The 22849-nt window shown below is 62.3% G+C and carries 14 protein-coding genes, 1 tRNA gene and 1 riboswitch; of the genes, 6 read left to right on the top strand and 9 right to left on the bottom strand.

The genetic code is table 11. The features are described 5' to 3' along the window. Positions 1 to 26: 26 nt before the first annotated feature. The 7 genes from VGB22_09100 to VGB22_09070 all read right to left on the bottom strand — a co-directional run bounded on the left by VGB22_09100 (position 27) and on the right by VGB22_09070 (position 7928). Complete coding sequence (locus tag VGB22_09100; GenBank protein HEX9751423.1) at positions 27 to 2690, bottom strand: DUF2723 domain-containing protein; 2664 nt, start codon at positions 2688 to 2690, stop codon at positions 27 to 29. Continuing rightward, entirely contained in the window at positions 2687 to 3139 is a 453-nt protein-coding gene (nusB, locus tag VGB22_09095) for a transcription antitermination factor NusB (protein HEX9751422.1), read from the bottom strand. Before nusB ends, VGB22_09100 begins: the two co-directional genes overlap by 4 nt. A 116-nt stretch (positions 3140 to 3255) precedes the next feature. Beyond that, positions 3256 to 3738, bottom strand: a complete 483-nt coding sequence (ribE, locus tag VGB22_09090; protein ID HEX9751421.1) for a 6,7-dimethyl-8-ribityllumazine synthase — start codon at positions 3736 to 3738, stop codon at positions 3256 to 3258. An 11-nt stretch (positions 3739 to 3749) separates the two neighbouring features. Continuing rightward, positions 3750 to 5021 carry a bifunctional 3,4-dihydroxy-2-butanone-4-phosphate synthase/GTP cyclohydrolase II gene (locus VGB22_09085; GenBank protein ID HEX9751420.1) on the bottom strand — a complete coding sequence of 424 codons (1272 nt, stop codon included), beginning with the start codon at positions 5019 to 5021 and terminating at the stop codon, positions 3750 to 3752. Positions 5022 to 5044: 23 nt separating this feature from the next. Beyond that, positions 5045 to 5716: a riboflavin synthase gene (locus tag VGB22_09080; protein HEX9751419.1), complete on the bottom strand. Its 672-nt coding sequence runs from the start codon at positions 5714 to 5716 to the stop codon at positions 5045 to 5047. 11 nt (positions 5717 to 5727) lie between these two features. Further along, positions 5728 to 6939, bottom strand: a complete 1212-nt coding sequence (gene ribD / locus VGB22_09075; protein ID HEX9751418.1) for a bifunctional diaminohydroxyphosphoribosylaminopyrimidine deaminase/5-amino-6-(5-phosphoribosylamino)uracil reductase RibD — start codon at positions 6937 to 6939, stop codon at positions 5728 to 5730. Positions 6940 to 7077: 138 nt separating this feature from the next. Then, positions 7078 to 7216: riboswitch (FMN riboswitch) on the bottom strand. A gap of 88 nt (positions 7217 to 7304) precedes the next feature. Next, entirely contained in the window at positions 7305 to 7928 is a 624-nt protein-coding gene (locus VGB22_09070) for a thermonuclease family protein (protein HEX9751417.1), read from the bottom strand. Here VGB22_09070 and VGB22_09065 point away from each other — a divergent pair. The 3 genes from VGB22_09065 (at position 7915) to VGB22_09055 (ending at position 12899) form a co-directional block, all read left to right on the top strand. Beyond that, on the top strand, positions 7915 to 9879 hold the full coding sequence (locus VGB22_09065) for an ATP-binding protein (protein ID HEX9751416.1): 1965 nt from the start codon (positions 7915 to 7917) through the stop codon (positions 9877 to 9879). The genes VGB22_09070 and VGB22_09065 overlap by 14 nt on opposite strands. 60 nt (positions 9880 to 9939) lie before the next feature. Further along, positions 9940 to 10025: transfer RNA gene (locus VGB22_09060), tRNA-Leu, on the top strand. Positions 10026 to 10286: 261 nt separating this feature from the next. Beyond that, complete coding sequence (locus VGB22_09055; protein HEX9751415.1) at positions 10287 to 12899, top strand: hypothetical protein; 2613 nt, start codon at positions 10287 to 10289, stop codon at positions 12897 to 12899. 151 nt (positions 12900 to 13050) lie between these two features. Here VGB22_09055 and VGB22_09050 read toward each other — a convergent pair whose 3' ends face one another. Further along, positions 13051 to 16503: a S8 family serine peptidase gene (locus tag VGB22_09050; GenBank protein ID HEX9751414.1), complete on the bottom strand. Its 3453-nt coding sequence runs from the start codon at positions 16501 to 16503 to the stop codon at positions 13051 to 13053. A 199-nt stretch (positions 16504 to 16702) separates the two neighbouring features. On the opposite strand from VGB22_09050, the gene tkt reads away from it, so the two are divergent. The 3 genes from tkt (at position 16703) to VGB22_09035 (ending at position 21297) form a co-directional block, all read left to right on the top strand. Then, on the top strand, positions 16703 to 18730 hold the full coding sequence (gene tkt / locus VGB22_09045) for a transketolase (protein HEX9751413.1): 2028 nt from the start codon (positions 16703 to 16705) through the stop codon (positions 18728 to 18730). Positions 18731 to 18847: 117 nt separating this feature from the next. Next, complete coding sequence (locus VGB22_09040) at positions 18848 to 20383, top strand: PQQ-dependent sugar dehydrogenase (GenBank protein HEX9751412.1); 1536 nt, start codon at positions 18848 to 18850, stop codon at positions 20381 to 20383. A gap of 302 nt (positions 20384 to 20685) precedes the next feature. Continuing rightward, positions 20686 to 21297: a transposase gene (locus tag VGB22_09035; GenBank protein ID HEX9751411.1), complete on the top strand. Its 612-nt coding sequence runs from the start codon at positions 20686 to 20688 to the stop codon at positions 21295 to 21297. Between the two features lie 237 nt (positions 21298 to 21534). Here the strand turns inward: VGB22_09035 and VGB22_09030 are convergent, their stop codons facing one another. Then, a complete protein-coding gene (locus tag VGB22_09030; GenBank protein HEX9751410.1) occupies positions 21535 to 22848 on the bottom strand; it encodes an amidohydrolase family protein in 1314 nt (437 codons plus the stop codon). Between the last annotated feature and the right edge of the window lies 1 nt (position 22849).

Genomic DNA, 22849 nt, shown 5'->3' with positions numbered 1-22849 from the left:
ATTCGCCTCGGCGCGGCGCCCGGGCGCTACGGCAGCAATGTGTCCGGCGGCGGCGTCTGGACGCCCCGGGCCGCGCGCTCGTTGGCCACATCCTGCGCCCGCGCATAGAGCTCCTGCGTCGCCGAATCGGCCGGATTGGACGCCATCCAGCCCTCGATAATTCCCAGGAGCGTATCGAAACGTTGATTGTCGTAATAGAATTGCGCCAACGCCCGGAATGCCGACTCATCATCGGGGTATTCCGAATACGTATCGGTCATGATCGCTTCGGCGCGCGTGTGCTCTTGCATGCGACGAAATGCATAGGCGATGTTGAGGCGGACGCGCACTTCGTCATCGACGCTGCCCAGAGCCGCCGTCAGCAGTTGATCCAGCCCGCTGCTGTCCCGCAAATCGGTGTAGAGCTGCGACAAATAAACATACGGCTCCCATTGATGCTCGAAGAGACGGATCGCGTGCCGCATCATCTCGACGGAACCTTCCAGATCGCCGCCGCGGCGCAGACTATCCGCCACCATGAAGAAGCCGGAAATGTAGTTTTGCACCATCCGCCCCGACGTCTCGTCTTTATAGACCGACGGATCATCGATGCCACGGAATTGGTAGACGTTGAGGAGTCGGTGAGCGAGCAGATCGACGTCGACTGATTGACTGCCGGATTCGGGAACCAGCCGATACGCCATTCCGACCATTCTCAGATGCTCCTCGATCGACTGGTTGCGAAACTTGCGGTTGGCGGGCGTCACGGTCACGGAGAAATTGATCGGGTATTTGCCGCGGTTCGACGAGAGGATGACGTCGATCATCTGATCCTGAATCCGATGCAGCGTGCCGTCGGGATCGCGGTAGTGCACGAGCCGATCGATTTGTTCGTCGGTCAGATCGATCGGGACATCATGGAAGTCTTTCAACTGTTTGATGTACCAATGGGTGTTGGCGAGACTCAGATTGACGATGCGGACATCGGTCCGGACGCCGTAGACGGTCTGCAGGCACCACACGGGAAACGTGTCATTGTCGCCGTTGGTAAACAGCACGGCCGACGAATCGGCCGAGGCAAGGATATTGTGCGCGTAATCGTAGGGGATGTAGTTGTTCGAGCGGTCGCAGGCGAAGTAGTTGGCCTGAATGGTGCGCAACGGCATCACCGCAACCAGCAGCGCGCCCAGCGCCGGCAGGACCACCGACCGTGTCGCGCCGCCGAGCCAGCGCACGACGGCCGCGCCGCCCAGACCGACGGCCATGCCGAAGAGCATGAACGCCGGCAGGAAAAAGTAATCCCGGTCGCGCACTTCCAGATAGGCGTCCTGGGTCGCCGGGTTGTAACGGGTCCCGTCGGCGAAGTTCATATACCAGACAAGTCCGACACTGCTGATCAACAGCAGCGCGAGCAGCAACAGGCCGGTGATTTTCCGGCGGCGCAGGGCGACGCCGGTTCCGATCAGTCCGAGCACGAACAGCGGCAGGAACGCGCGGTCATTGTATCCGTACTGTCGGTCGAAGAACCCCCAGAATCCCATGCGCGAGTGCTGTCCGAGTTGATTGGCCCACTCGCCGCGCCGTTTGAGCGCACGCTCGAACATCGACTGGCTGCCGTATTGCTTGCGCTCCAGAAACCCGGAGAATGCTGTCCACGATCTCGGATCATTCTCGTTGATGGTCGGATTCAGGTTCGCGCGGATCGGGATGTACAGGTGTGTCGAATAGCCCAGCAAACCGGCGACCAGCATCGCGCACGGCAGCCCCCAGGCGACCGAACGAATAACCCACGGCATGATTCCCAATCCCCAGATCAACGCCGCCAGGAAGATCGGCCACGGCTCCGCCCGCCCGACGGACAGCGCCAGACCGAGCCCCCAGACCACGGCTGTCCAAATCCATCCCGCATACGACCAGCGGCGATACCCGGCCATCAAGCCGGTCACGGCGATCCAGATGGCCATGCCCCAGAAAAACTGAGAAACACCCAGCATGATCAGCGCGAGCACAAAGCCCGTCGCCCAAAACCGCCAGTCACGTCGCAGCCGTTGCGACAGCAGCACCACGGCGAGAAAAATCGGCGGCATCACCAGAAAGACGGTCATGTGAATACCGATGGATGCCATCGCCACAAACGACAGCGCGATGAGGAAGCGGTCGCCGGCGGGCTGCTCGCGGCGCTCTTCCCACAGCAGCGTCAGCCATAGCAGAGCCAGTATCAGGAACATCGAAAGCGAATAGACTTCGGCCTCGACGCTGTTGGACCAGTTGGTCGCACCGAATGCGAACAACAGCGCGCCGCTGAATGATCCGGAGTAGACCGCGAGGCGTTGCGCCATGCTGAGATTCCGCGACGGATATTCGTCGGCAAACCACTTGGTGATGATGCGCGACAGGATGAAGAAGGCCAGCATGGCCGCCAGCGCCCCCGAGATGGAGGACAAAAGGTTGATGCGCAGCGAGGGGTCGGCCGCCAGTGGCAGCATGGCGAAGATGCGTCCAATCAGAACAAAAAGCGGCGTGCCGGGCGGATGTGGCACGCCGAGGATATGTGAGCAGGCAATGAATTCACCGCAATCCCAGAACGGCACCGTCGGCTGCACGGTCCGCCCGTAGATGAACAGTGTGATCAGCAGGACAATTCCGCCCAGCAGGGGCAGCAGCGGATCCGTCGCCAGTCGGTGGCGCCATTCGTCGAACTGCAATTTCATGTTGGGTCGGTCTTGTCGGGTTTGACGCTCGACGATTCCTCTTCCTGACTGATTCTCTTGTACACGGCATCGAGAACGCCGTTCACGAACGCGCCGGAATCCGCGCCGCCGTATTCCTGCGCGAGCGACACGGCCTCGTCGATGATGACGGGCATCGGTGTCTCCGGGCAGGCCTGCAACTCGGCGATGGCCGCACGCAGGATATTCTTTTCAATCGAGCCGATGCGGGCGAAGTCCCAATGCGCGGCGCTGTCGCGCACGAGGCGATCGATTTCGTCGGCGCGCGCGATCGCCGCGCGGAACACACGATCGGCGTACGCCAGCGTCTGTGCGTCGTAGGTCACGCGTCGCGATTGATCGGCAAAAATGTCCTGCGGATCGGACGCAGTTGTGTGATGGGCGTAGAGACACCCCAACACCAATTCCCGCGCTTGACGCCGTCGGCTCATCGTCTCTCTCGCGGTCGCACAATCGACCGGGCAGAATGTACTCCGGCCCTTAGGGGCAGTAAAGCTCTTATCCCTGCGATGACGGTGAATCGAATGCGACAGTGCGCGGAGGCGACTTACGAGACTGACGTCAGCCGCCGCTGGACATCGGCCATTTCGATGGCGGCCACGGCGGCGTCGGCTCCCTTATTGCCCGACTTGCCGCCGGCACGATCGATCGCTTGTTGCACGGTGTCGGTCGTCAGCACGCCATAGAGGACCGGTATCGCACTGCGCTGCGCGATGTCGGCGATGCCCTTTGTCACCGCCGAGGCGATGTAATCGAAGTGCGGCGTCTCGCCGCGAATGATCGCGCCGAGGGCAATGACGGCGTGGAATCCGGCGATCTGGCTGATGCGTCGAACGACACCCGGTAATTCGAACGCACCGGGGACCTTGACGACCACAATCGCCGATTCGGCCGCCCCGTGGCGTCGCAGCGTGTCGAGCGCGCCCGACAGGAGCTGGTCGGTGACGACGCTGTTGAACCGCGATACCACGATCCCGAACCGCAGATCGCGGGCATCGAGCCGGCCTTCGATCGTCTCGGAGACGGACATCGCATCGGCTCCTATGGCTCCGCCGTCTCCAGCCGCTGCAGCAGGTGCCCGAGCTTGTCGCGCTTGGTGGTCAGGTAGCGCCGGTTGGGAGCGACCGGGGTCATTTCAATCGGGACGCGTTCGCTGATCGTCAGGCCGTATCCCTCCAGACCGACAACCTTGCGCGGATTGTTGGTCATCAGGCGCAGAGACGACAGCCCCAGATCCTTGAGAATCTGCGCGCCGACCCCATAGTCGCGCAGATCCGCGGGGAATCCCAGGCGCAGGTTCGCCTCGACCGTGTCGAGCCCGCGATCCTGCAAGTGGTACGCGGAGATTTTGTTGGCCAGCCCGATGCCGCGCCCCTCCTGGCGCATATAGAGCAGCACGCCGGTCCCCTCGTCGGCGATCATGCGCATCGCGCGGTGCAACTGCGTGCCGCAGTCGCAGCGCTGCGACCCGAACACGTCCCCGGTGAGACATTCGGAATGCACCCGCACCAGGACGTCCCGGCGGCCGTTGACGTCGCCTCTGACCATGGCGACATGATGCGCCCCGTCAAATGTCGATTCGTACAGACGCAGGCGAAAGGTTCCGTGTTCCGTCGGCAGATCGACTTCCGACAACGGTCGAATCAGCTTTTCGGTGCGACGGCGGTACGCGATCAGGTCGGCGATGGAGACCAGTCTCAATCCCATCGCGTCGGCGAGCGCGCGCAATCGCGGCAGCCGCGCCATGGATCCGTCGGCGTCCATCACCTCGCAGACGACACCGGCGGGGACGCGTCCGGCCAGACGCGCCAGATCGACGGCGGCTTCTGTGTGCCCCGCGCGCACTAGCACGCCGCCGGTGCGCGACTTGAGCGGAAAGACGTGCCCCGGACGCGCCAAGTCCTCCGGACGCGTGGACGGATCGACGAGCGCTCGTATCGTCGCCGCACGATCGGACGCGGATATTCCGGTCGTGGTGCCGCTGAGAGCATCGACCGATTCCGTGAAGGCGGTCTGCAACCGTGCCGTGTTCTCGGCCACCATCGGATGGAGGTTGAGCGCGCTGAGGCGATCCTCTTCCAACGCCACGCACACCAATCCGCGGCCGTGAGTGATGAGAAAGTTGATCTTTTCGGGCGTGGCCGCATCGGCCGCCATGATCAGATCGCCCTCGTTCTCGCGGCGCGCGTCATCGACGACGATCACGAACTCGCCGCGCTGTATCGCCGCGATAGCATCGTCGACGGAATCCAAGCCGACGTGATGCCCGTTGCCGTTGCCGCCGTACTCACTGGTGAGACTGGATGGCGCCATCTGTGCCTCTCTCCTATCGGTGATTACAATCGCCCATCGCGTCCAAACAGAGCCGCCGGTGATGTCCCTTCGGCTCCCGGCTGCCCCCAACCGTCACGTTCCGCAAACACCCTGCGAACATACCCGATCACCGCTTTGATCAGCGGATCAAACTCCAGATTGAGCGCATCGCCGATGCGGGCTGATCCCAGCGTCGTGCGCGCGAGCGTCTCCGGGATCAGCGCGAGGCGGATCAGGCCCGGCGCGTCCGACGCGATGGTGAGACTGACGCCGTCGACTGCGATCGATCCTTTGGGCACGATCCATGAACCGAATTCATCAGGGTAGGCCACATCGATTACGTGGCCCGATGAATCGATTCGGCGGGACCGCAGCGTTCCGGTCGCGTCGACGTGACCGTTGACGAAGTGTCCGCCGAGTCGGTCCTGCGGGCGCATCGCCGGTTCCAGATTGACCTCGGTGCCGACGTGCCACGCCCCGTAATTCGTCCGTCGCAGCGTTTCGGGTATGGCAACGCCGCCGAACGTGCCGTGACCGACCTCGGTCACCGTCTGGCATGCTCCGGCGACGTTGATCGAATCGCCGCGCTGAACCATTGCCGCAATCGCCGGTGCGGAGATCGTCCAGCGAACGCCGTCATCAGTCCGCACGAGGCGTTCGACCTTGCCGATGTCCTGTACCAGTCCGGTGAACATAGCCCAGCCCGTTACAACTCCCGGTCGTTCTCGCCGGTTCCCTCGTCGGCGCTCACCGCCGTCGGTTCGGCATCATTGAGTCGTTCGTCGACGGACGGAATCGACACATCGGGTTCACTATCTTCGGGATCATAGTTCGGATAACCGCTGATCAGCAGGTCGCGTCCCAGCCAGCTCACTTCGGCATCGACCAGCCGCACCGCATCGGCAATCGACGACGCCCGCCAGCGGCCGAGCATCGAGAGCCCGTCGCCGAGCAGACGCGTGGCGACAATCAGATGAATCTTGTCCGCCAATTGCTCGCGAATAAACGATCCGAAGACCTGCGCCCCGCCTTCGACGAGCAGACTGGTGATGTTGTTGCCTGCGGCGCGTTCGAGCAATTCGCGCAGATCGATTTGGTGCCGGTCGTCGGGGTTGACATACCAGTCGAAACAATCGGGACGCGGCGCGGTCACCGGGCGGCGTCCGATCGTCAGCGACACACGCACGGTTTTGCGGTCGCCATTATCGGCGAAGACGGCGGCGCTCGGGGGAATCTTGGCCCATGAATCGAGTATCAGGCGCAACGGGTCGCGTCCGGTGACGCGGCGCACGGTCAGATGCGGATCATCGGCGAGCACCGTATTCTTGCCGACCAGGACCGCGTCGTAACGCGCGCGCAGCCCATGCACGAACTCGCGCGCTTCCGGTCCGCTGATCGATTCGCCGCGGCCGCCGGTGGTGGCGATCTTGCCGTCGAGCGTTTGCGCGATCTTGAGCGTGACCAGCGGACGCCCGGTCATCGCGAACTTGATGTGCGCTTCGTTTTGTCGCATCGCCTGCCGTCGCAGTGTGCCGACACGCACGCCGATGCCGCTGGAGCGCAGACGACGGATGCCGTCGCCGCGCACCTGCGGATTGGGATCCTCCATCGCGCAGACAACATTGGCGATACTGGCCTCGATGATCGCCTGAACACACGGCGGGGTCTTGCCCCAGTGGCTGCATGGCTCCAGCGTGGCATAGAGCGTTGCGCCTTCGGTCTGTCCACGCGCCTGTTTGAGAGCGATGACCTCGGCATGCGGGCCGCCGGCCTGTTCGTGATGGCCACGCCCGATGTCACGGCCGTTTTTGACCACAATGGCGCCGACCATCGGGTTGGGGCTGGTGCGTCCGGCGCCCTTCTCGGCCAGCGCGATGGCCTCGGCCATCCAGTGTGCGTCGATTGCTTTCTGATCCATGAATTCTTGGGGCGGGAAATAGAAAACCCGCGCTCTACCTTCGGACACACTCCGGGGTAAAGCGCGGGTTTAGCAATACGTGCGTATCGCAAAGACCCACAACGGCTTATTCACACGCCCATTCTGGACGCATGCGCCGTCTGCCTTCTCCCATCCGGACTGTACCGTCGGCGCCGGGATTTCACCGGCTCAGCCGTCCCATTATGGCAATCTGATCGGGACGGGTCGCGGGCTGTCACCGCCGGTTGAGGAATTGCGCCTCACCCCGAAGGCCCGATGTCACACCTATGTACGCGGCTGCGTCGATTCCGGTCAAGAGTATTTGGTGCGGGCACAGAGAACTTTGACACGCACGGCGCGTCACGCTACGGAGCGCAGTTCGCGCACGGCGCATAGCCGTAATAGAACGCGGAGTCGCGGGATATGAATTGAAGTTCGTACTCGAGTTCGATGGCAGCGACGCTGGCGCACTCGGGGTAATGGAAGCGATGACCGAGAAAGGATCCGATATAAGGCGTGTCCGCTGCGCCGGACGCTTCGCGCCATAAACCGCGACGCGCGTCCATCGCCTCCTGCAATGCGAGGACCAGGCGGTCGCTGTCGAGAAGATTCCCCTCGAAGAAATAGCACCACGCCCACCCGGCCCGTACCAACGCCTCGTTGACACAGACGTCGTCTGCTAAAACAAAAGCGAGCGTGCGGCCATAGCGGTCGACGCGGTCGTGGCCGAACTGTAGACGGACTTTCTTGCCCATGACCAATGCCGTGTTCAGTGCCGTGGCCGAATCGGCGCCGGGCTTGCCGCGTTCGGGGGTGTTGATGCCGATGTAGCGGACAACGCGGCCGTCGTCGAGCTCAATCGTGTCGCCGTCACGTACCGTAACGACCCGTGCCGTATCTGTGACACTCTCCGAGGTGCGATCCGAACAGGAGAGTACGCCCACGGACACAGCCAATGCAACGGCGAGACGCCCGATGGCGCTCGTCAACGGTATCCGGCAGGCGGCCGATAATGGCAATGTGGGTCCCATTCTCCGAGCGGCCGACGGCGCAGCGTCGGGCATGGTGAGCAACCGGCGCCGGAAATCACGCCCGTTCGCGCATTATGTCAAAGGAGTATTCTTTTTCCTGGTCTGTCTGTTCGCGGTCAGCACCCTCTCGCCTTTGATCCTGCTGCAGCGTCTCATCGCCGAGGAGGAACGGCAGATGACGCTGCGGCTGTGGCGCGCCGGCGAAGAGGCACGGCGCGTGTGGCATGATGCCGATGACAGTGTGCGTCTGGTTGATGAACTGCGTCGCATCGCGCGCCAAAACTCTCTGCGGCGATTTTCCATTGCGGCCTACACGCCGGCGGCCGGCCCATCGGGGTGGCGCCATGTCTGGGTCGATCTGCATGCCATCGGCATCACCGGCGGCGATACGCTGCTGCCCTCACCGCCACCGCAACATGCCACGGAGACGAGATTGGGCGAGGTCCGCCTGCGGACGTTGGCCATCAATTGGGCCTCGACGCCGGTCGTCCTGACCGCCGTCATTCCGGCGGCGCAATTGGCCGCGCTCCAACGGCAGCGGGACATCGAGCTGTGGGTGCGCGGCGGGACGCTGTTGGCGTTCCTGGCATTCTGCTGGATGTTTTATCGCAGCGTGATTTTGCCGTTTCAGAGCATGCGACGCCGCGCGAATGCATTGGTGGCGACCGGTGTCCTGCCGCCGCAGCCGGGCGGAACCGAAAGCGACCCGGAATATGTCATGGAGACGTTCGACACGCTGGTCGCACGGTTGCTGGAACAGGCGCAGCACCTGCGTTCGCGCGCGGCCGACTCGGAGCGTCACGCCCGCGACCTGGAGCAGTTCAACGATTACATTCTGCGTTCGCTGTCGACCGGCGTGATGATCGTCGGGCACGACGGCGACATCCTGCGTTTCAATCGCGCCGCCGAGGAGATTCTCAAGTGCGACGGCGCCGCGATGATCGGCTGTCTCATCGACGACGTGCCGGTGCCGCAACCGCTGGTGTCGCTCTGCCGGGAAGCATTGGGCGAATCGATCACCTACGCCCGGCGCGAACTGGAGATTCCCCGTCCCGTCCCGGAGGGCACGCTGTATCTGGGCGTCAACACGTCGCTGATCCGCAACGAACAGCAGGATGTCATCGGCGTGAGCATCCTGCTGACCGACCTGACCAATATTCGCGTGCTGGAGCGCGAGATGGCCGACCGTCAGCGGCTGGCCGATTTGGGCGGCATGGCGGCCGGTCTGGCGCACCAACTGCGCAACTCGATCGCCGCGATCCTTGGATACGGCAAAATGCTCCGGCGCGAGGCGTCCGGCCGCGCCAAAGAAACCGACTGGGCGGATGCCATCGTGCAGGAGACGATGGAGACCAGCGACATGGTCACGCGTTTCCTCGAATTCGCGCGACCGCTTGAAGGAGACCGCAGCACGGTTGAGCTCATGGAGGTGCTGGGCGACGCGATCGAGGTGTGCCGTCCGGTCCTGCTGCAACACGGCACCCGCGTCATCGAACCGACTGTGCACTCGCGGGCCGATCATCGGATCGAAGGCGATGCCCTGCTGCTCAAACAGGTGTTCGTCAATCTTCTCCAGAATGCCGCGGAGGCCGCCGGCCCGGAGGGTGTGGTGCATATCGAAGCCGACGAGCGTCTCGCCGACGACGGCGCCAACCGCCGTGTGGTCGTGCGCGTGCGCGACAACGGGCCCGGCATCCCCGACGACGTGCGCGCCGACCTGTTTCAGCCCTTCTTCACGACCAAGGAGACCGGCACGGGGCTGGGGCTGGCGCTGGCCAAAAAAATCATCACCCATCATGGCGGTTCTCTCTGTCTGCTGCACTCCGGCCCCACCGGCACGGTCTTTGAAGTCTCCCTCCCGGCGATTCGGGCGAAAACTACGGCCGCTTCTTCGGCAGCGCATGTCTGACGGCCTGTCGGCTGTGTTGACTTCCCCGGTGACGAATCCTATTCTGGCGGCAGCTTGGCCGCCGGAGTGGTGGAATTGGTAGACGCGCCGGACTCAAAATCCGGTGGGACCTAAATCCCGTGTCGGTTCGATTCCGACCTCCGGCACTTTCCCGGTCCGGTTCCATTGTGACTCCGACCTTTCGATACCGACACGAGGTTTCTGCCCGCGTACCGCTGATTGGTTGGAATATCATCGGGGTTGGCCGGTAGTAGCGATGAGGTTTGATCCGAGGACGTTGACTTGAACCCCAGTGTTGCTGATCTTGACAGCGGCCGGAGAGAGCGCCGACTGGCACGTTCGGCCCGGCGATGTCGCCTGGCGGGCGCGTGGCGATGTAATTCTATATGTGGCAAGGAGATGATAGATTGCGCCAGAGTGACACTCTAACTGGTGTCCCCGGTCATGGGTCGGTCCGGGTCGTGGGCCTGTTGCTGTTGGCGTGCGTGTCGTTGTCGATGACATCGCTGGCCAGAGACAACCCGCCTCCGCTGGAACCGCCGAAGGGATCGGGGGCCTGGGTTCATCAGGCCGCGCCGGTATTCGACCGACGGCTGCACTATATCGGCGAGCTGTGGACCTCATTTGGCAATGACGGTTCCTGGGGTACCTCGCACGGCGACGATGCCTGCCCGATCGACGAGACGTTACTTCGCATCAACTGGTGCCCCTCGCTGGAGTACCCCGGCGGCACCCGCATCGACTATCTCTACAATGGCGGCTTGTGGGTCGGCGGCATTGTCGGGACCGACACGCTGGTGTCGGTCGCCTACGACGGCTGGGATGGCATCGGCGATGAGTTTAACGGATTCGAGCCGATCCGGGAGGGGCTGCCCGACGGGTATGTCTCCGCCGGTTGCGCCGGCGGCGGGTCAGCCAAGTCGCTGGAGCAGGTTTATTACACCGAATACGTCGATACGGTTTTCACCAGCACGAATTTCACGCAGCACACTCCCATGGGCCTGATGGTGCGGCAAGCCACGCATCAGTCATCGGACAATTTCGCCCGTGACTTCGTGATCTACGATCTGGAAATCGAGAACATCGGCACCAACATAATCAAAGAAATCTACACCGGAGTCTTTAACGATTGCGACGTGTACTACCAGTTCGCGACCGGGAACACGCAGGATCGTTTCAACGACGACATCTCCGGATTTTTGCCCTATTGGCCCAATCCGATCGATCCGACTTATACCGATACGCTGCTGGTGGCGTGGGTGGGCGACAACGACGGCGACCCCGACGGCGGACAATTTCCGCGGGCGTCGGCACGGGGGGCGTTTGGCTGGCGCTTTCTGCGTCTGCCGGAGGGTGCCGGTGTCAGTTTCAATTGGTGGACATCGAATGCATCGGCCATTCTCGACTGGGGTCCCCGTCTCGCGACCGATCTGCGCCGGCTTACCCATGGCGGGCAGGGCACTCCCTCGCGTGATTTGCAGAAGTACTGGTTCATGTCCAATGGCGAGCAGGACTACGGACAGTTGTACTCGGCGGTCAACTTCAGTTCACAGGGATGGAAGCCGCCCTTGACGGAGGCGGTCGCCTGCAATCTGGCCGACGGGCTGGATACGCGCGCGCTCCTTTCGGCCGGACCGGTCAACGAGTTGCGGCCCGGCGAGAAGTTTGCCATCACCTTTGCGTTCCTGGGCTCCGACGATATCCATCGCTATCCCGACAATGCGTTCGACTGTGTCGATCCGACGCAGTTCGTCAACAATCTGGATTTCTCCGACCTGGCCAAGAACGCGTGGTGGGCGGGGTTCGTCTTCGACAATTACGGCGTGGACAGCGATGGTGACGAAGATGCGGGCCGGCACTACCCGATCATCGGCCCCGACACCATCTTTTACACAGGCGACGGGTGTCCCGACTTCACCGGCCCGAAACCGCCCACCGGTCCCGCGAGCAATAACCTCTCGTTAATCTCGCGGCCCAACGAACTGGAGATCAATTGGAACGGCGCGAATTCCGAAACGGTCCTCGACCCGTTGATCCGTCTCATCGATTTTGAAGGGTACCGCGTCTACGTCGCCGAACGCAATTCTCCCGATGACTTCCCCAGCTCCGGCGATTATGCCATGGTCGCCAGTTGGGACATCGAGGATTTTCGCCGCTTCACGCTCGACCCCTTATTGAACCGCTGGGAGGTCACATCGCATCCGTTCACGGTCGAGACCTGGCGGGACATCTTCGATGATCCCGTGTTCGATCCCATCTATCACGGGACACCCGATTCGGCGTACACGTACTCCGATTTCAACGATCAGGGGCAGGTGGTCGAGCGGAAGGGATACTTCGAGCGGCAGGACTTCAACCAAGGCAATACGATCATCTCCAACGGAGTCGAAAAACCCAACCTGATCCAGCGCGTCGGCACACGCGACACGATCGTCGGGCTCGATACGCTCACGTACGGGGTCTACAAGCTCGTCCTGGACAATCTGCTGGCGTCCAAGACGTATTTCGTTTCGGTCACCGCGTTCGATTACGGTGATCCGTTCAACGATCTGGATCCGCTGGAGACGATCCCCGGCACCAACCGTGTCTACGGCATTCCCATCTACTCGTCCGACGTGGTCGAGGATTATTGGCAAGTCGGAGGCGCCCGCAAAGATTCAGTCCGCGTCAGCGTCTATCCGAACCCGTACAAAAGCGCGATCATCGGCGCCAGCGGCCAGTTGAGCACGTATTTCGATGAAGGGTTCGAGGGTCGGTTCGCGCAAGGCAGCTTCGATGAGCGGCTGCGCCGAATTCACTTCATCAACATGCCCGATTCGGCGACTGTGCGCATTTACACGCTCGACGGCGACCTCGTGCGCGAACTGAATCATCCCGACCCGTTCCTGTCGAGTTACTCTTCGGAGATTTCGTGGGACCTGATTTCCCGCAACCAGCAGGCGGTCGAGTCGGGCATCTACATCTACCGCGTCGACTCACACCTCGGCGCGCAGGTCGGCAAGATCGTGATTATCAAGTAGTCGCACCGGCATATCGCCGGGGTGTCGCAGCACCCGTGACTATCCGCGCCGCAGTCGTTCAGTCGCAACCGAGTAATAGAGTTTACACGAATCTGAACGCCACGCCCAACGTTGGCGGTACGAACTTGCTGACCGTCGCATTCTCGTAGTTCTATAACGGCGTGCAGGGCGGCGGGCCGGCGCGGAACACGTAATCGACGAGGGCCACGGCATCGAAGACATCGGGCGGCGGCGGCGAGCAGTTGCATTCGGCGCGTCCTGGCGGATTGGGGAGCGGTTCGGCGCGGAAGACGACGCCGATGAGCAGGACGACATCGAACACGTCGCCGACGCAATCGAAGTTCATATCGCCGGGGATGTATACGGCATACGAGTGCGCCGGCGACGGCGCCGACCAGTTTCCGGCATCGTCGCGCGCGGTCACGCGCCAGTAGACGACCGTGCTGCACTGTTCCAGCGGCGTGCTGTCGGGCAGCGTATACGTCGTGACCGAGGTCCAAAGCGAGTCGACATCCGAGGCAAATGTCGAATCGGCGCTGATCTCCCACCGATACACGACCGGCGATGACAGACTCTTCGCGGTGACTGCGCTCCACGCAAACGTGGGCGTGATGTCCGCTTCGTAGGCGAAGTCGGCGGGTGACAGCAACGACGGCACATCGGGCGCCTGCGTGTCGACTTCGAAAGTGCGTATCTCCGAGTAGGCACTCGAATCGCCGAACACGTTGTATGAAAGAACACGCCAATAGTGGACACCGTCGGCCAACGCGGGCGAGGCCACGCTGCTGTCGTCTGACGCGTCGAGATGAACGAGATTCGCCGTGAACGCCGGATCGTCGCCTATCTCGACTGCAAACGCAAAGACATCGTATGGAGGCGGATATGGCACGTATGCGCCCTTCCCCCATTCGAGCGTGGGAGTCGCATTATTGAACGGTGCGCCATCGGCGGGAGCCACGAGCAGCGGCACCGGGGGATTATCGAGCACGGTCACGCGCAGCGAATCGGCGGCTGCCGCGCCGGGGTCGGCCTGGGAGACCGCATTGACTTTGACCCAATTGGTCGAACCGGCTGATGCGCCCGGATCGATGGTAAACTCCAGCCCCAGCGTGTCGTCTTCGCCGGGGGCCAGCGATGATGTGCCGCCCGGCGGACTGACGCTCCAGCCCTGCTGGTCGGTCAGCGACCAGTCGATGTCGTCGGCGAAGAACCCCGTGTTGGTGACCGTCGCCGCCGACTCAATGGTCTTGCCCGCTATACCGAGCGTGTCGTTGGACGCAACGGCTTCCACCGCGCGCCCGGAGATGACCGCGACGATCTTTTGATCGGATGAATTGACGGCGGGATCGGCCTGCGAGACGGCGGTGCCGGTGATCGTGTCATTTACGTTAAACGGCCCGCTTACCGGAATCGCGACCGTGAAGCTCAAAAGCGAGTCATCCAAGCTGAGGATGGAAATTGTGACCGGGTTGGGCGTGATCGTCCAGCCGTGAGAGCTGCTCAAGGTCACATCGTAGGTGTCGTTTTGTGCGCCGTTATTGGCGACGAGGATGCCGAACGGAAGATCGGCGGGTATGCTCGTTGTGTCGTTGTCGGCTGCGACGGTCACGGCATAGTCTTGCGGCCCCGATGAAAGATCGATGGCCGCCGAATAGACGAGCGAAAAGTCCTGCGGTCCCTGCGGGACATTGAAACCCTCGACTTCAATTGTCCAGATGCCGGCCGGGAGCGGTCCGGTGATGCGCACCTGCTCGATGTTGTTGCGCCGATCCAGGCCGGTCGTGGCGTCGGCAGAGGGATTGGCCGGATTGAGAACCCACGGCAGATATGTGGTCGCGCCGCCGGGCGAAATCAGCCGCAAATCGAGATCATTGATCAGAGTCGGATTGGCGCCCGCAAACGCGCCGGGATCATCCCAGGCGAGCGTGATGGACATCGGCGTGACCGAACCATCGCTGACAAAAGTCCATTGCGGCGTCTCGCCGTGATCGACACTCGCCTCCAAGAACGCTCCGTCGTCCAACCGATCGACCGCCGCGACGATGTCGAGACGACCGTAGCCGAAATCGTACTCCGGGCCGGTGGAGCCCAGATCGAAGGCCGTTTCGCAGAACATCGCGCGCACGGTCGATGCCAGCGGCACCTCGCCGGGATGCAGATCGTTGAATCGTTCAAGCCACAGGGCGACGCATCCGGTGGTGGTCGGCGCGGCCATCGAGGTGCCGCAATAGACCGTGTAGCCGGATGTCAGCTTGGTGGATGTCACGCCGAAGTCGGCGCCGGTCTGGCAGCCGGGCGCAACGATTTCCGGCTTGAGACGCCCGTCATCGGTCGGCCCCCAACTGGAGAAACTAGTCATGGTCGAGTTGTTCGAATTGATCGCGCCGATGGTGAGCGCATTCTTGGAGGTTCCATAGGGGATGATCGTGCCCCACGTAAAACCCACCGAGCCGCAGTAATCGGGGCTGTTCAGCCGCTCGTTGCCGGCCGACCACACATTGATGACCGGCTTGCCCAAGTCACCGCGCACGACGTCATCGATCGCGCCGCATTCGGAGAAGTAGTTCCCCAGATAGGCGTTGCAGTTGGATACGGTGGGCGGCGAGTAACCGACCCCCCAGGAGTTGTTCGACGCCCAGATGTCGTGCGTGTTGATCGCGCTTTGGGTTTCATTCTCCATTTCGAAGGCGAAGTTCCACCACAGATAAGTGACCAGCCCCGCGGCCGGCGCCATCCCGCGATAGGTGCCGCCCGACTCGGAGCCGGAGCCCAGGATCGTACCGGCGACATGAGTGGCATGCGTCATAAAGGAAGCGGCGTCACCGGAGACGACCCGTCCGCCGAAATCGCTGTGGTTAATGTCGGCGCGGCCGCCGTCCCATTCGCCGACCATGATCCCGGAGCCGTCGAGGTTGTACGGCGCGGTCTGCGCCTCTTCGGCGCGGCTGTTGGTACGGCATGAGTTGTTTGTCTCCCGTCGCGGCCAGAAGGGTTCGACCGTCAGCACGCGTGAGTCATGGGCAATGTCGAACCAGTTGTCCGCCGGCAATGCGACAGCGACGGCGTTGGCGAGACGAGAGACTCCCAACGTCACCGCGCCATACTCGGCGGCCAGCCAGACGGCGGCCGCCTCCGGTTCGATGTGCGGAAAAACAGAAATCGAAAATTGCGGGCGGCCGGACTCATCCAGACACCATTCCGGGGTTCCTGCGACTTGGAGCCCCTCGGGGAACTTTTCCTGGGGCTGGAGCGCCCCGATCCATGTGATTCCGTAATTTCCGGTTTCATCGGCGCGGAAATCAGCCGGCAGCGTCGCGATGTAGGCGTTTTCCGGTATGTACCGGTGAAGCGTTATCCCGCGCGCTGCCAACGACAGACGATCGGTTGCCGTGGGTATCTGTTCGAACTGGATGATCGCGCCATCGCGATCTGTTCCAGCGGCCTGAATCCGTTCGAGGTGCTGCTCGGTCTCGGCGGGATCCGGGAGCCGTGTCCCGGCGGTCAGCCGCAGCGGACGGACTCGGGCGGTGTCGGCGACCGACCCAGCGGAGACCAGAATGGTCAGGAGCAGGACAACGACGAATGCGCCTGTGTACCGGGACATGACGACGGCGATCCTTTCGTCTGGATTCAGAAACAACTGCGACGTAGACTGGGCAACAACGCGAGGGATCGCGTGTGATGCGCCACAACGCAGTTCAGTATACCCCGCATGACGCAATTGTCAACGCTGCAAATCATCGCCCAAAGAGAGCCGGCGCATGACTTTGGGACCACGCGACTAAGACTGGGGACCTTCGGCAATGACTGATCGCGCCCTCGAGCAACAGTGCATCAACACCATCCGCTTTCTCGCGGTCGATGCGGTCGAGCGCGCCCAATCCGGACACCCGGGCGCGCCGCTGGGGATGGCTCCGACCGCGTTCGTCCTTTGGGATCGGTTTCTCAAGCACGATCCGTGCGATCCCGCGTGGTGCGACCGCGATCGCTTCGTCCTCTCGGCCGGACACGCGTCGATGCTGTTGTATTCGTTGCTGCACCTGACGGGATATGACCTGCCGCTCTCCGAACTGGAACATTTCCGCCAATGGGAGAGCAAGACACCGGGCCACCCGGAGTGCGGCCTGACCCCCGGGGTCGAGGTGACGACCGGACCATTGGGGCAAGGCTTCGCCAACGGCGTCGGCATGGCGATGGCGCAGCATTATCTCGCGCAGCAATTCAATCGTCGGGACCACTCCATCGTGGACCACTTCATCTATGCGCTCGTATCCGACGGCGACTTGCAGGAAGGAATCTCCTCGGAGGCCGCCGGTCTCGCGGGGACATGGGGATTGGGGCGTCTGATCTATCTGTATGATTCAAACGGCATCCAGATTGATGGCTCAACCGAAAAATCGTTTCGCGAGGATGCGGCCGCGCGATTCCGCGCCTACGGCTGGCAGGTCATCGGACCGGTCGATGGAAACGATGTCGAGGGAATCGCGGCGGCGATCCGTCGGGCGCAGGCGGATACGAATCACCCTTCGCTGATCGTGATCAACTCGGTCATCGGATACGGCAGTCCCAAGCAAGGCACAGCGGCCGTGCACGGGGCGCCGCTGGGAACCGACAATGCCCGTGCCGCGAAGGACGCACTCGGCTGGCCGCAGGCGCCGTTGTTTCACATCCCCGGCGAGGTCCTGGCGCACATGCGCAGGGCGGTCGAACGCGGGCGGGAGTCTCACGCGCGGTGGCGGGAAAGATTCGACGCGTACACGAGGGCCCATGCGGAACTGGCCACCCGGTTTCAGTCGACGGTCGAGGGCCGACTGCCGGACGGATGGGACGACGGACTCGACACTTTGTTTGAGGGAATCGGCAAAGCGATGGCGACGCGTTCCGCTTCCGGGACGGTGATGAATCATCTGGCCGAGCGTCTGCCGCAACTGATCGGCGGCTCCGCCGACCTGGCGGAGAGCAACAAGACGCTGCTGAAGGATTATGGCGACTTCATTTGGGATGCGCAACGCGGCCGGAACATCTATTTCGGAGTGCGCGAGCATGCGATGGGCGCCATCGTCAATGGCATGGCGCGACACGGGGGCGTGATTCCGTACTCGGCAACGTTTCTGACATTTTCCGACTACATGCGTCCGGCGATGCGCCTGGGCGCGCTCATGGGAGTGCGCGCGATCTACATATTTTCGCACGACAGCATCGGCCTGGGCGAAGACGGGCCGACCCATCAGCCCATCGAGCACCTGATGAGTCTGCGGCTGATCCCTAATCTGACAGTGATCCGTCCGGCGGATGCGCGTGAGACGGCCGAAGCATGGCGCGCAGCGATTACGAATGAGAGCGGGCCGACCGTGCTGGTGCTGACACGGCAGAATGTGCCGGTCCTCGACCGCCGGCAGTGTGCCCCGGCGTCGGAACTGCATCGGGGCGCCTACACGCTCTGGCAGTCGTCGGGCCGGACACCGGAGATCATCATTATCGGAACCGGCTCCGAGGTGGCATTGGCGCTTCAAGCCGGAATGGCACTGGCCGGGGATGCAACCTGCGTGCGTGTGGTATCGATGCCGTCGTGGGAGCTCTTTGAGAAGCAATCGTCGAGGTATCAAGATGAGGTTTTCCCATCTTCGGTGAGACTGCGTATCGCAGTCGAAGCCGGGATCACCATGGGATGGGAACGCTATGTCGGCTCCGAGGGAATCGTCATCGGCATGACGAGATTCGGAGCGAGCGCCCCCGCCGAGGTTCTTTATGAAAAATTCAACATCACCGTTGCACGCATCGTGCAGGCGGGCACCGAATTATTGATGCGCCGGGGCGCCGTGGTTGCGTGACACCGACGCGCGCCGTATGAATCCTTGACTCGGTCTCGGATAAGCCGACATTAGGGATATGCGGGGCTCGGTCAGCCCCGACCACGAAGTAAACTACCTGCCGGTTTGGAGGGTCGCATGCGATCATTGCCAATCAGAACTGTTGTGGTATCGGTTGCGGCATTCATGCTCACCATCGGCGCGACGGATGCCATGGCCGGGCTGAATACGGTTCAGGTCATCGACGGGCTGATCCGCCCGATCTACATCACCTCTCCCCCGGGCGATTTCGAACGCCTGTTTTACATCGAACAGAACGGGACGATCAAGATCATCAAGAATGGTGTCCCGCTCGCCAAACCGTTCCTGAATATCACCAGCAAGATATCCTGTTGCGGCGAGCGCGGGCTGTTGGGGCTGGCGTTTCACCCCGATTATGAGACCAACGGGTATTTCTTCGTCAACTACACCCGCGTCACGACCGGCGCGACATGGATCGAGCGATACAAGGCGTCGGAGACCGATCCCGACACCGCCTGCACCCACGCCGACAGCATCCTGAAAATCATCGAGATCGCGCAGGACTTTCCCAATCACAACGGCGGCTGCCTGCAGTTCGGTCCCGATGGAATGTTGTATGTCGGCATGGGCGACGGCGGCTCGGGGTACGATCCGAATGAGAACGCGCAGGACCCATCGTCGCTGCTGGGCAAGATGCTGCGCTTCGATATCGACATCGCCGCGCCCTTCGTGCCCGCCGACAATCCCTTCGTCGGTGCACTCGATACGCTGCCGCAGATTTGGGCATTCGGACTGCGCAACCCCTGGCGCTGGAGCTTCGACCGCGCGACCGGCGACCTGTACATCGGCGACGTCGGTCAGGATACGACGGAGGAAATCGATTATCAGCCCGCCGCCAGCACCGGCGGCGAAAACTACGGCTGGCGCTGCATGGAGGGCTCGCACTGCCTGCCATCGCTCTCCGGGTGCGGCGGGCCCTGCCCGATCCCGGGGCGCGTCCTGCCGATCAGCGAGTATGATCGCTCGCTGGGTTACTCGGTCACCGGCGGGTATGTGTACCGCGGCTGCGCGATTCCCTGGCTTGACGGCGCCTATATTTTCGCCGATTACGGGTTCGGCAACATCTGGAGCTTCCGCTACGACGGGGCGGTCAAGAGCGACTCCACCGAACGCACGGCGGATCTCGATCCGCCGGGGGCCGACGCCATCGATCAGGTCTCCTCGTTCGGGGAGGACGCGTTCGGCGAGTTGTACATCGTCGATTACGACGACGGCGAGATTTACAAGATCGTCTCCGACACGCTCGATGATTGCAACACCAACAACCGTTCCGACCGCTGCGACATCGCCTTCGGATTTTCCACCGACGTCAATGCCAATCAGATTCCCGACGAGTGCGAAGGGCTGTGCGCATGCGACTGCTTCGGCGATCCGGTCTGCAACGGCGTCGTGAATGTCTTCGACGTGGTCGCGGCGGTCGATATCGCCTTCCGCAACGGCGACGACATTCCCGACCCCAATGTCCTGTGTCCGCGCACGACGACCGATGTCACCTGCGACGGCGTCACCAATGTCTTCGACGTGGTGGCATTCGTCGATGTCGCGTTTCGCAACGGCGACGCGGCTGTCGTCTACTGCGATCCGTGCGCGTGAATTGAGGGGGAGCGGTCAGCCCAAGGGCTGACCCGCACAGGAATCAGCTTATGCACTATCAAAAGTGATTGCTGCTCGCTGCTCATGGCGCTAACCTCTGCATCACTAGGCCTACAGAATCAACCTGCGGGGGCAGAAGGAGTCATGCCATGCGCTTTGCCGCGGTTCTTTGTGCGGGTCATCCGTTGGGCTGACCCGCACGGGAACGTTGTTCATTGCACTCTTCGGGTGTGACATGGGGCCGAATTGTTCGTGTGCCGGTCAGCCCTTGGGCTGACCGTCCAGCGCAGAGTGATCGCGATATGAAACGTGGACGATCAGGGATTGACGATAGCACGTACCCGCTGTTCATCACCACGACGCTCACAGGATTCGCCCGGCTGTTCACCGACTCAGAATATGCCCGGGTCGCACTCAGACTCATGGAACAAAGACGCGCTCATCATGGAATGACGATCCATGCATATGCGCTGATGCCCAGCCATCTGCACGCCATCGTCAAGGCACCCGTGAAGGGCGAGACTTCACGGTTCATGGCATCTTGGAAAAGCTTGACGGCTCAGGCAATTCTGGCACAGTTAAGCGAGACCGAACGGATACCGTTTGCTGCCGCCGCGCGCCGGTACGGAGAACCGCAACGAAAGCAGCACAAGTTGTGGATGTCCCGATTCGATGATCTGGCGCTGTACGACTCCGACACGTTCGCGGTCAAGCTTGAGTACGTTCACCGCAACCCTGTGAAGGCGGGATTGGTGATCTCGCCGGCTGATTTCGAGTTCTCCTCGGCACGGTTTTATGAGTATGGCTCAGCGGATGCATTCGTGACGCTGACTGATTGTCGTCCGCTGCTCCTCGCGCGGGGCACTGCGTTATGTCCCCCCCGCGCCGGGGGGAGCGGTCAGCCCAAGGGCTGACCCGCACGGGAAGTGCGGGCGGCGTGTGAAGGACAGCGCGAGGGCAGACCGCCACACGAGCGTGGCATGACGTCCTGTTCCCGGCGACCGGCGAGGACGAGGTCAGCCCAAGGGCTGACCGGCACACGAATGTCCCCCCCGCGCCGGGGGGAGCGGTCAGCCCAAGGGCTGACCGGCACTCGAAGTGAGGGATGCGTGTGCGGGTCAGCCCTTGGGCTGACCCGCACGGGACGATACTCAGTTCGTAATGCCCTGACGCCGGTACTTCTCTTTGTATTTCTCCCAGAGAATCTTCTGCTTGTCGGACAGATCGGTTTTGCGTCCACTGATGAATTCCATTTCGACGTTCGTGGGCGTTTCCATGATGTCGCCGTCGGAGACGATGATATTGGCGTCTTTGCCGACCGTCAATGACCCGATGCGGTCGGCCACGCCGATAATCTGTGCGGGATACAGTGTGATCGCTTTGAGCGCTTCGTCTTTGGGCAGTCCGTATGAGGCCGCCTTGGCGGCCTGATACGGGAGATTGCGAACGCTGGATGCGCCGCCCTCGGTGATGCAGTAGCGGACACCGGCTTTGCGCAGGCGGTCGGGGACGGTGAACGGGTCATCGAAGGGATCATCGTTGCGTTGCGGCAGCCGATTGATGCCCTGGATGATCACGGGGATGTCGCGGCGCTTGAGCAGCTCGGTGCAGTGGGGGGCGTCGTATCCGCCCAGCACAATCAGCTTGATGTTTTCACGTTCGGCGAAGGCCACTGCCGCCTGGATTTGCTCGAGTTGATCGGCATCGACGATGACCGGCAGTTTGCCTTCAAGCACCGGAATCATCGCCTCCCAACGGGCGTCGTGCTCGTGGGCGGAACCGTTCGCGCGGCGCGCAATCATGTAGGCCCGCGCGTCATCGAAGGCCTGCTGAATCTCCTTGAGGTTTTTGTCGCGCTGCTTGAGCTGGTCTTCCTCGGATTCGCGCATCCACCACGCGGTGATCGTCGTCATGCGCGGCCAATTCACGCGCATCGCGACCGGGGCGCGCAGGGTCATGTCTTCCCAGGTCCAGCCGTCCAGATTGAGGACCGCCCCCATGCCGGAGATGACGCCGCCGCTGGGAAGCGTCAGGACCGATGTCACGCCGTTGGACCTCGCCACCGGAATCAATTCACTCTCCGGGTTGACCGCGACTTCGGCGCGGGCATTGGGATTGATCGACCCGGTTTCGCTGCGGTCCTCGGTCGCCCGGACAGAGCCGATCTCAGTCAGACCGATGTAGGTATCCGCGTCGATGAGTCCGGGATAGACATGCTTGCCGGCGACGTCGATGCGTTCGGCGTTGGCGGGCACGGAAACATTCGTGCCGACCGCCGTGATCCTGCCGTTGTCGAAGATGACTGTCCCGCCGCTGATGTCGTCGCCGTCGACGGTGTGCACGGTGCCGCCGATCAGCGCGATCGGACGGTCCTGCGCCGGTGCGGGAATCTGAGTCGAAGCGAGTGCGGCGGAACCGATGCCGACCGCGAGGACGGTGGCCAAGATATGCTCAGTGGTGTTCATG

This window comes from Candidatus Zixiibacteriota bacterium (assembly GCA_036397555.1).
Classification (GTDB): Bacteria; Zixibacteria; MSB-5A5; order WJJR01; family WJJR01; genus DATKYL01.
The sequence above is the reverse complement of the archived record's forward strand: the minus strand, read 5'-3'. Positions and strand labels throughout refer to the sequence as shown.

Bases quoted from the DNA above. Each gene is read 5' to 3' on its own strand.
- nusB (HEX9751422.1), bottom strand. From the start codon at position 3,139: ATGAGCCGACGGCGTCAAGCGCGGGAATTGGTGTTGGGGTGTCTCTAC.
- ribD (HEX9751418.1), bottom strand. From the start codon at position 6,939: ATGGATCAGAAAGCAATCGACGCACACTGGATGGCCGAGGCCATCGCG.
- VGB22_09035 (HEX9751411.1), top strand. From the start codon at position 20,686: ATGAAACGTGGACGATCAGGGATTGACGATAGCACGTACCCGCTGTTC.
- VGB22_09080 (HEX9751419.1), bottom strand. From the start codon at position 5,716: ATGTTCACCGGACTGGTACAGGACATCGGCAAGGTCGAACGCCTCGTG.
- VGB22_09065 (HEX9751416.1), top strand. From the start codon at position 7,915: ATGGCGCTCGTCAACGGTATCCGGCAGGCGGCCGATAATGGCAATGTG.
- VGB22_09040 (HEX9751412.1), top strand. From the start codon at position 18,848: ATGCGATCATTGCCAATCAGAACTGTTGTGGTATCGGTTGCGGCATTC.
- VGB22_09100 (HEX9751423.1), bottom strand. From the start codon at position 2,690: ATGAAATTGCAGTTCGACGAATGGCGCCACCGACTGGCGACGGATCCG.
- VGB22_09050 (HEX9751414.1), bottom strand. From the start codon at position 16,503: ATGTCCCGGTACACAGGCGCATTCGTCGTTGTCCTGCTCCTGACCATT.
- VGB22_09030 (HEX9751410.1), bottom strand. From the start codon at position 22,848: ATGAACACCACTGAGCATATCTTGGCCACCGTCCTCGCGGTCGGCATC.
- ribE (HEX9751421.1), bottom strand. From the start codon at position 3,738: ATGTCCGTCTCCGAGACGATCGAAGGCCGGCTCGATGCCCGCGATCTG.
- VGB22_09085 (HEX9751420.1), bottom strand. From the start codon at position 5,021: ATGGCGCCATCCAGTCTCACCAGTGAGTACGGCGGCAACGGCAACGGG.
- tkt (HEX9751413.1), top strand. From the start codon at position 16,703: ATGACTGATCGCGCCCTCGAGCAACAGTGCATCAACACCATCCGCTTT.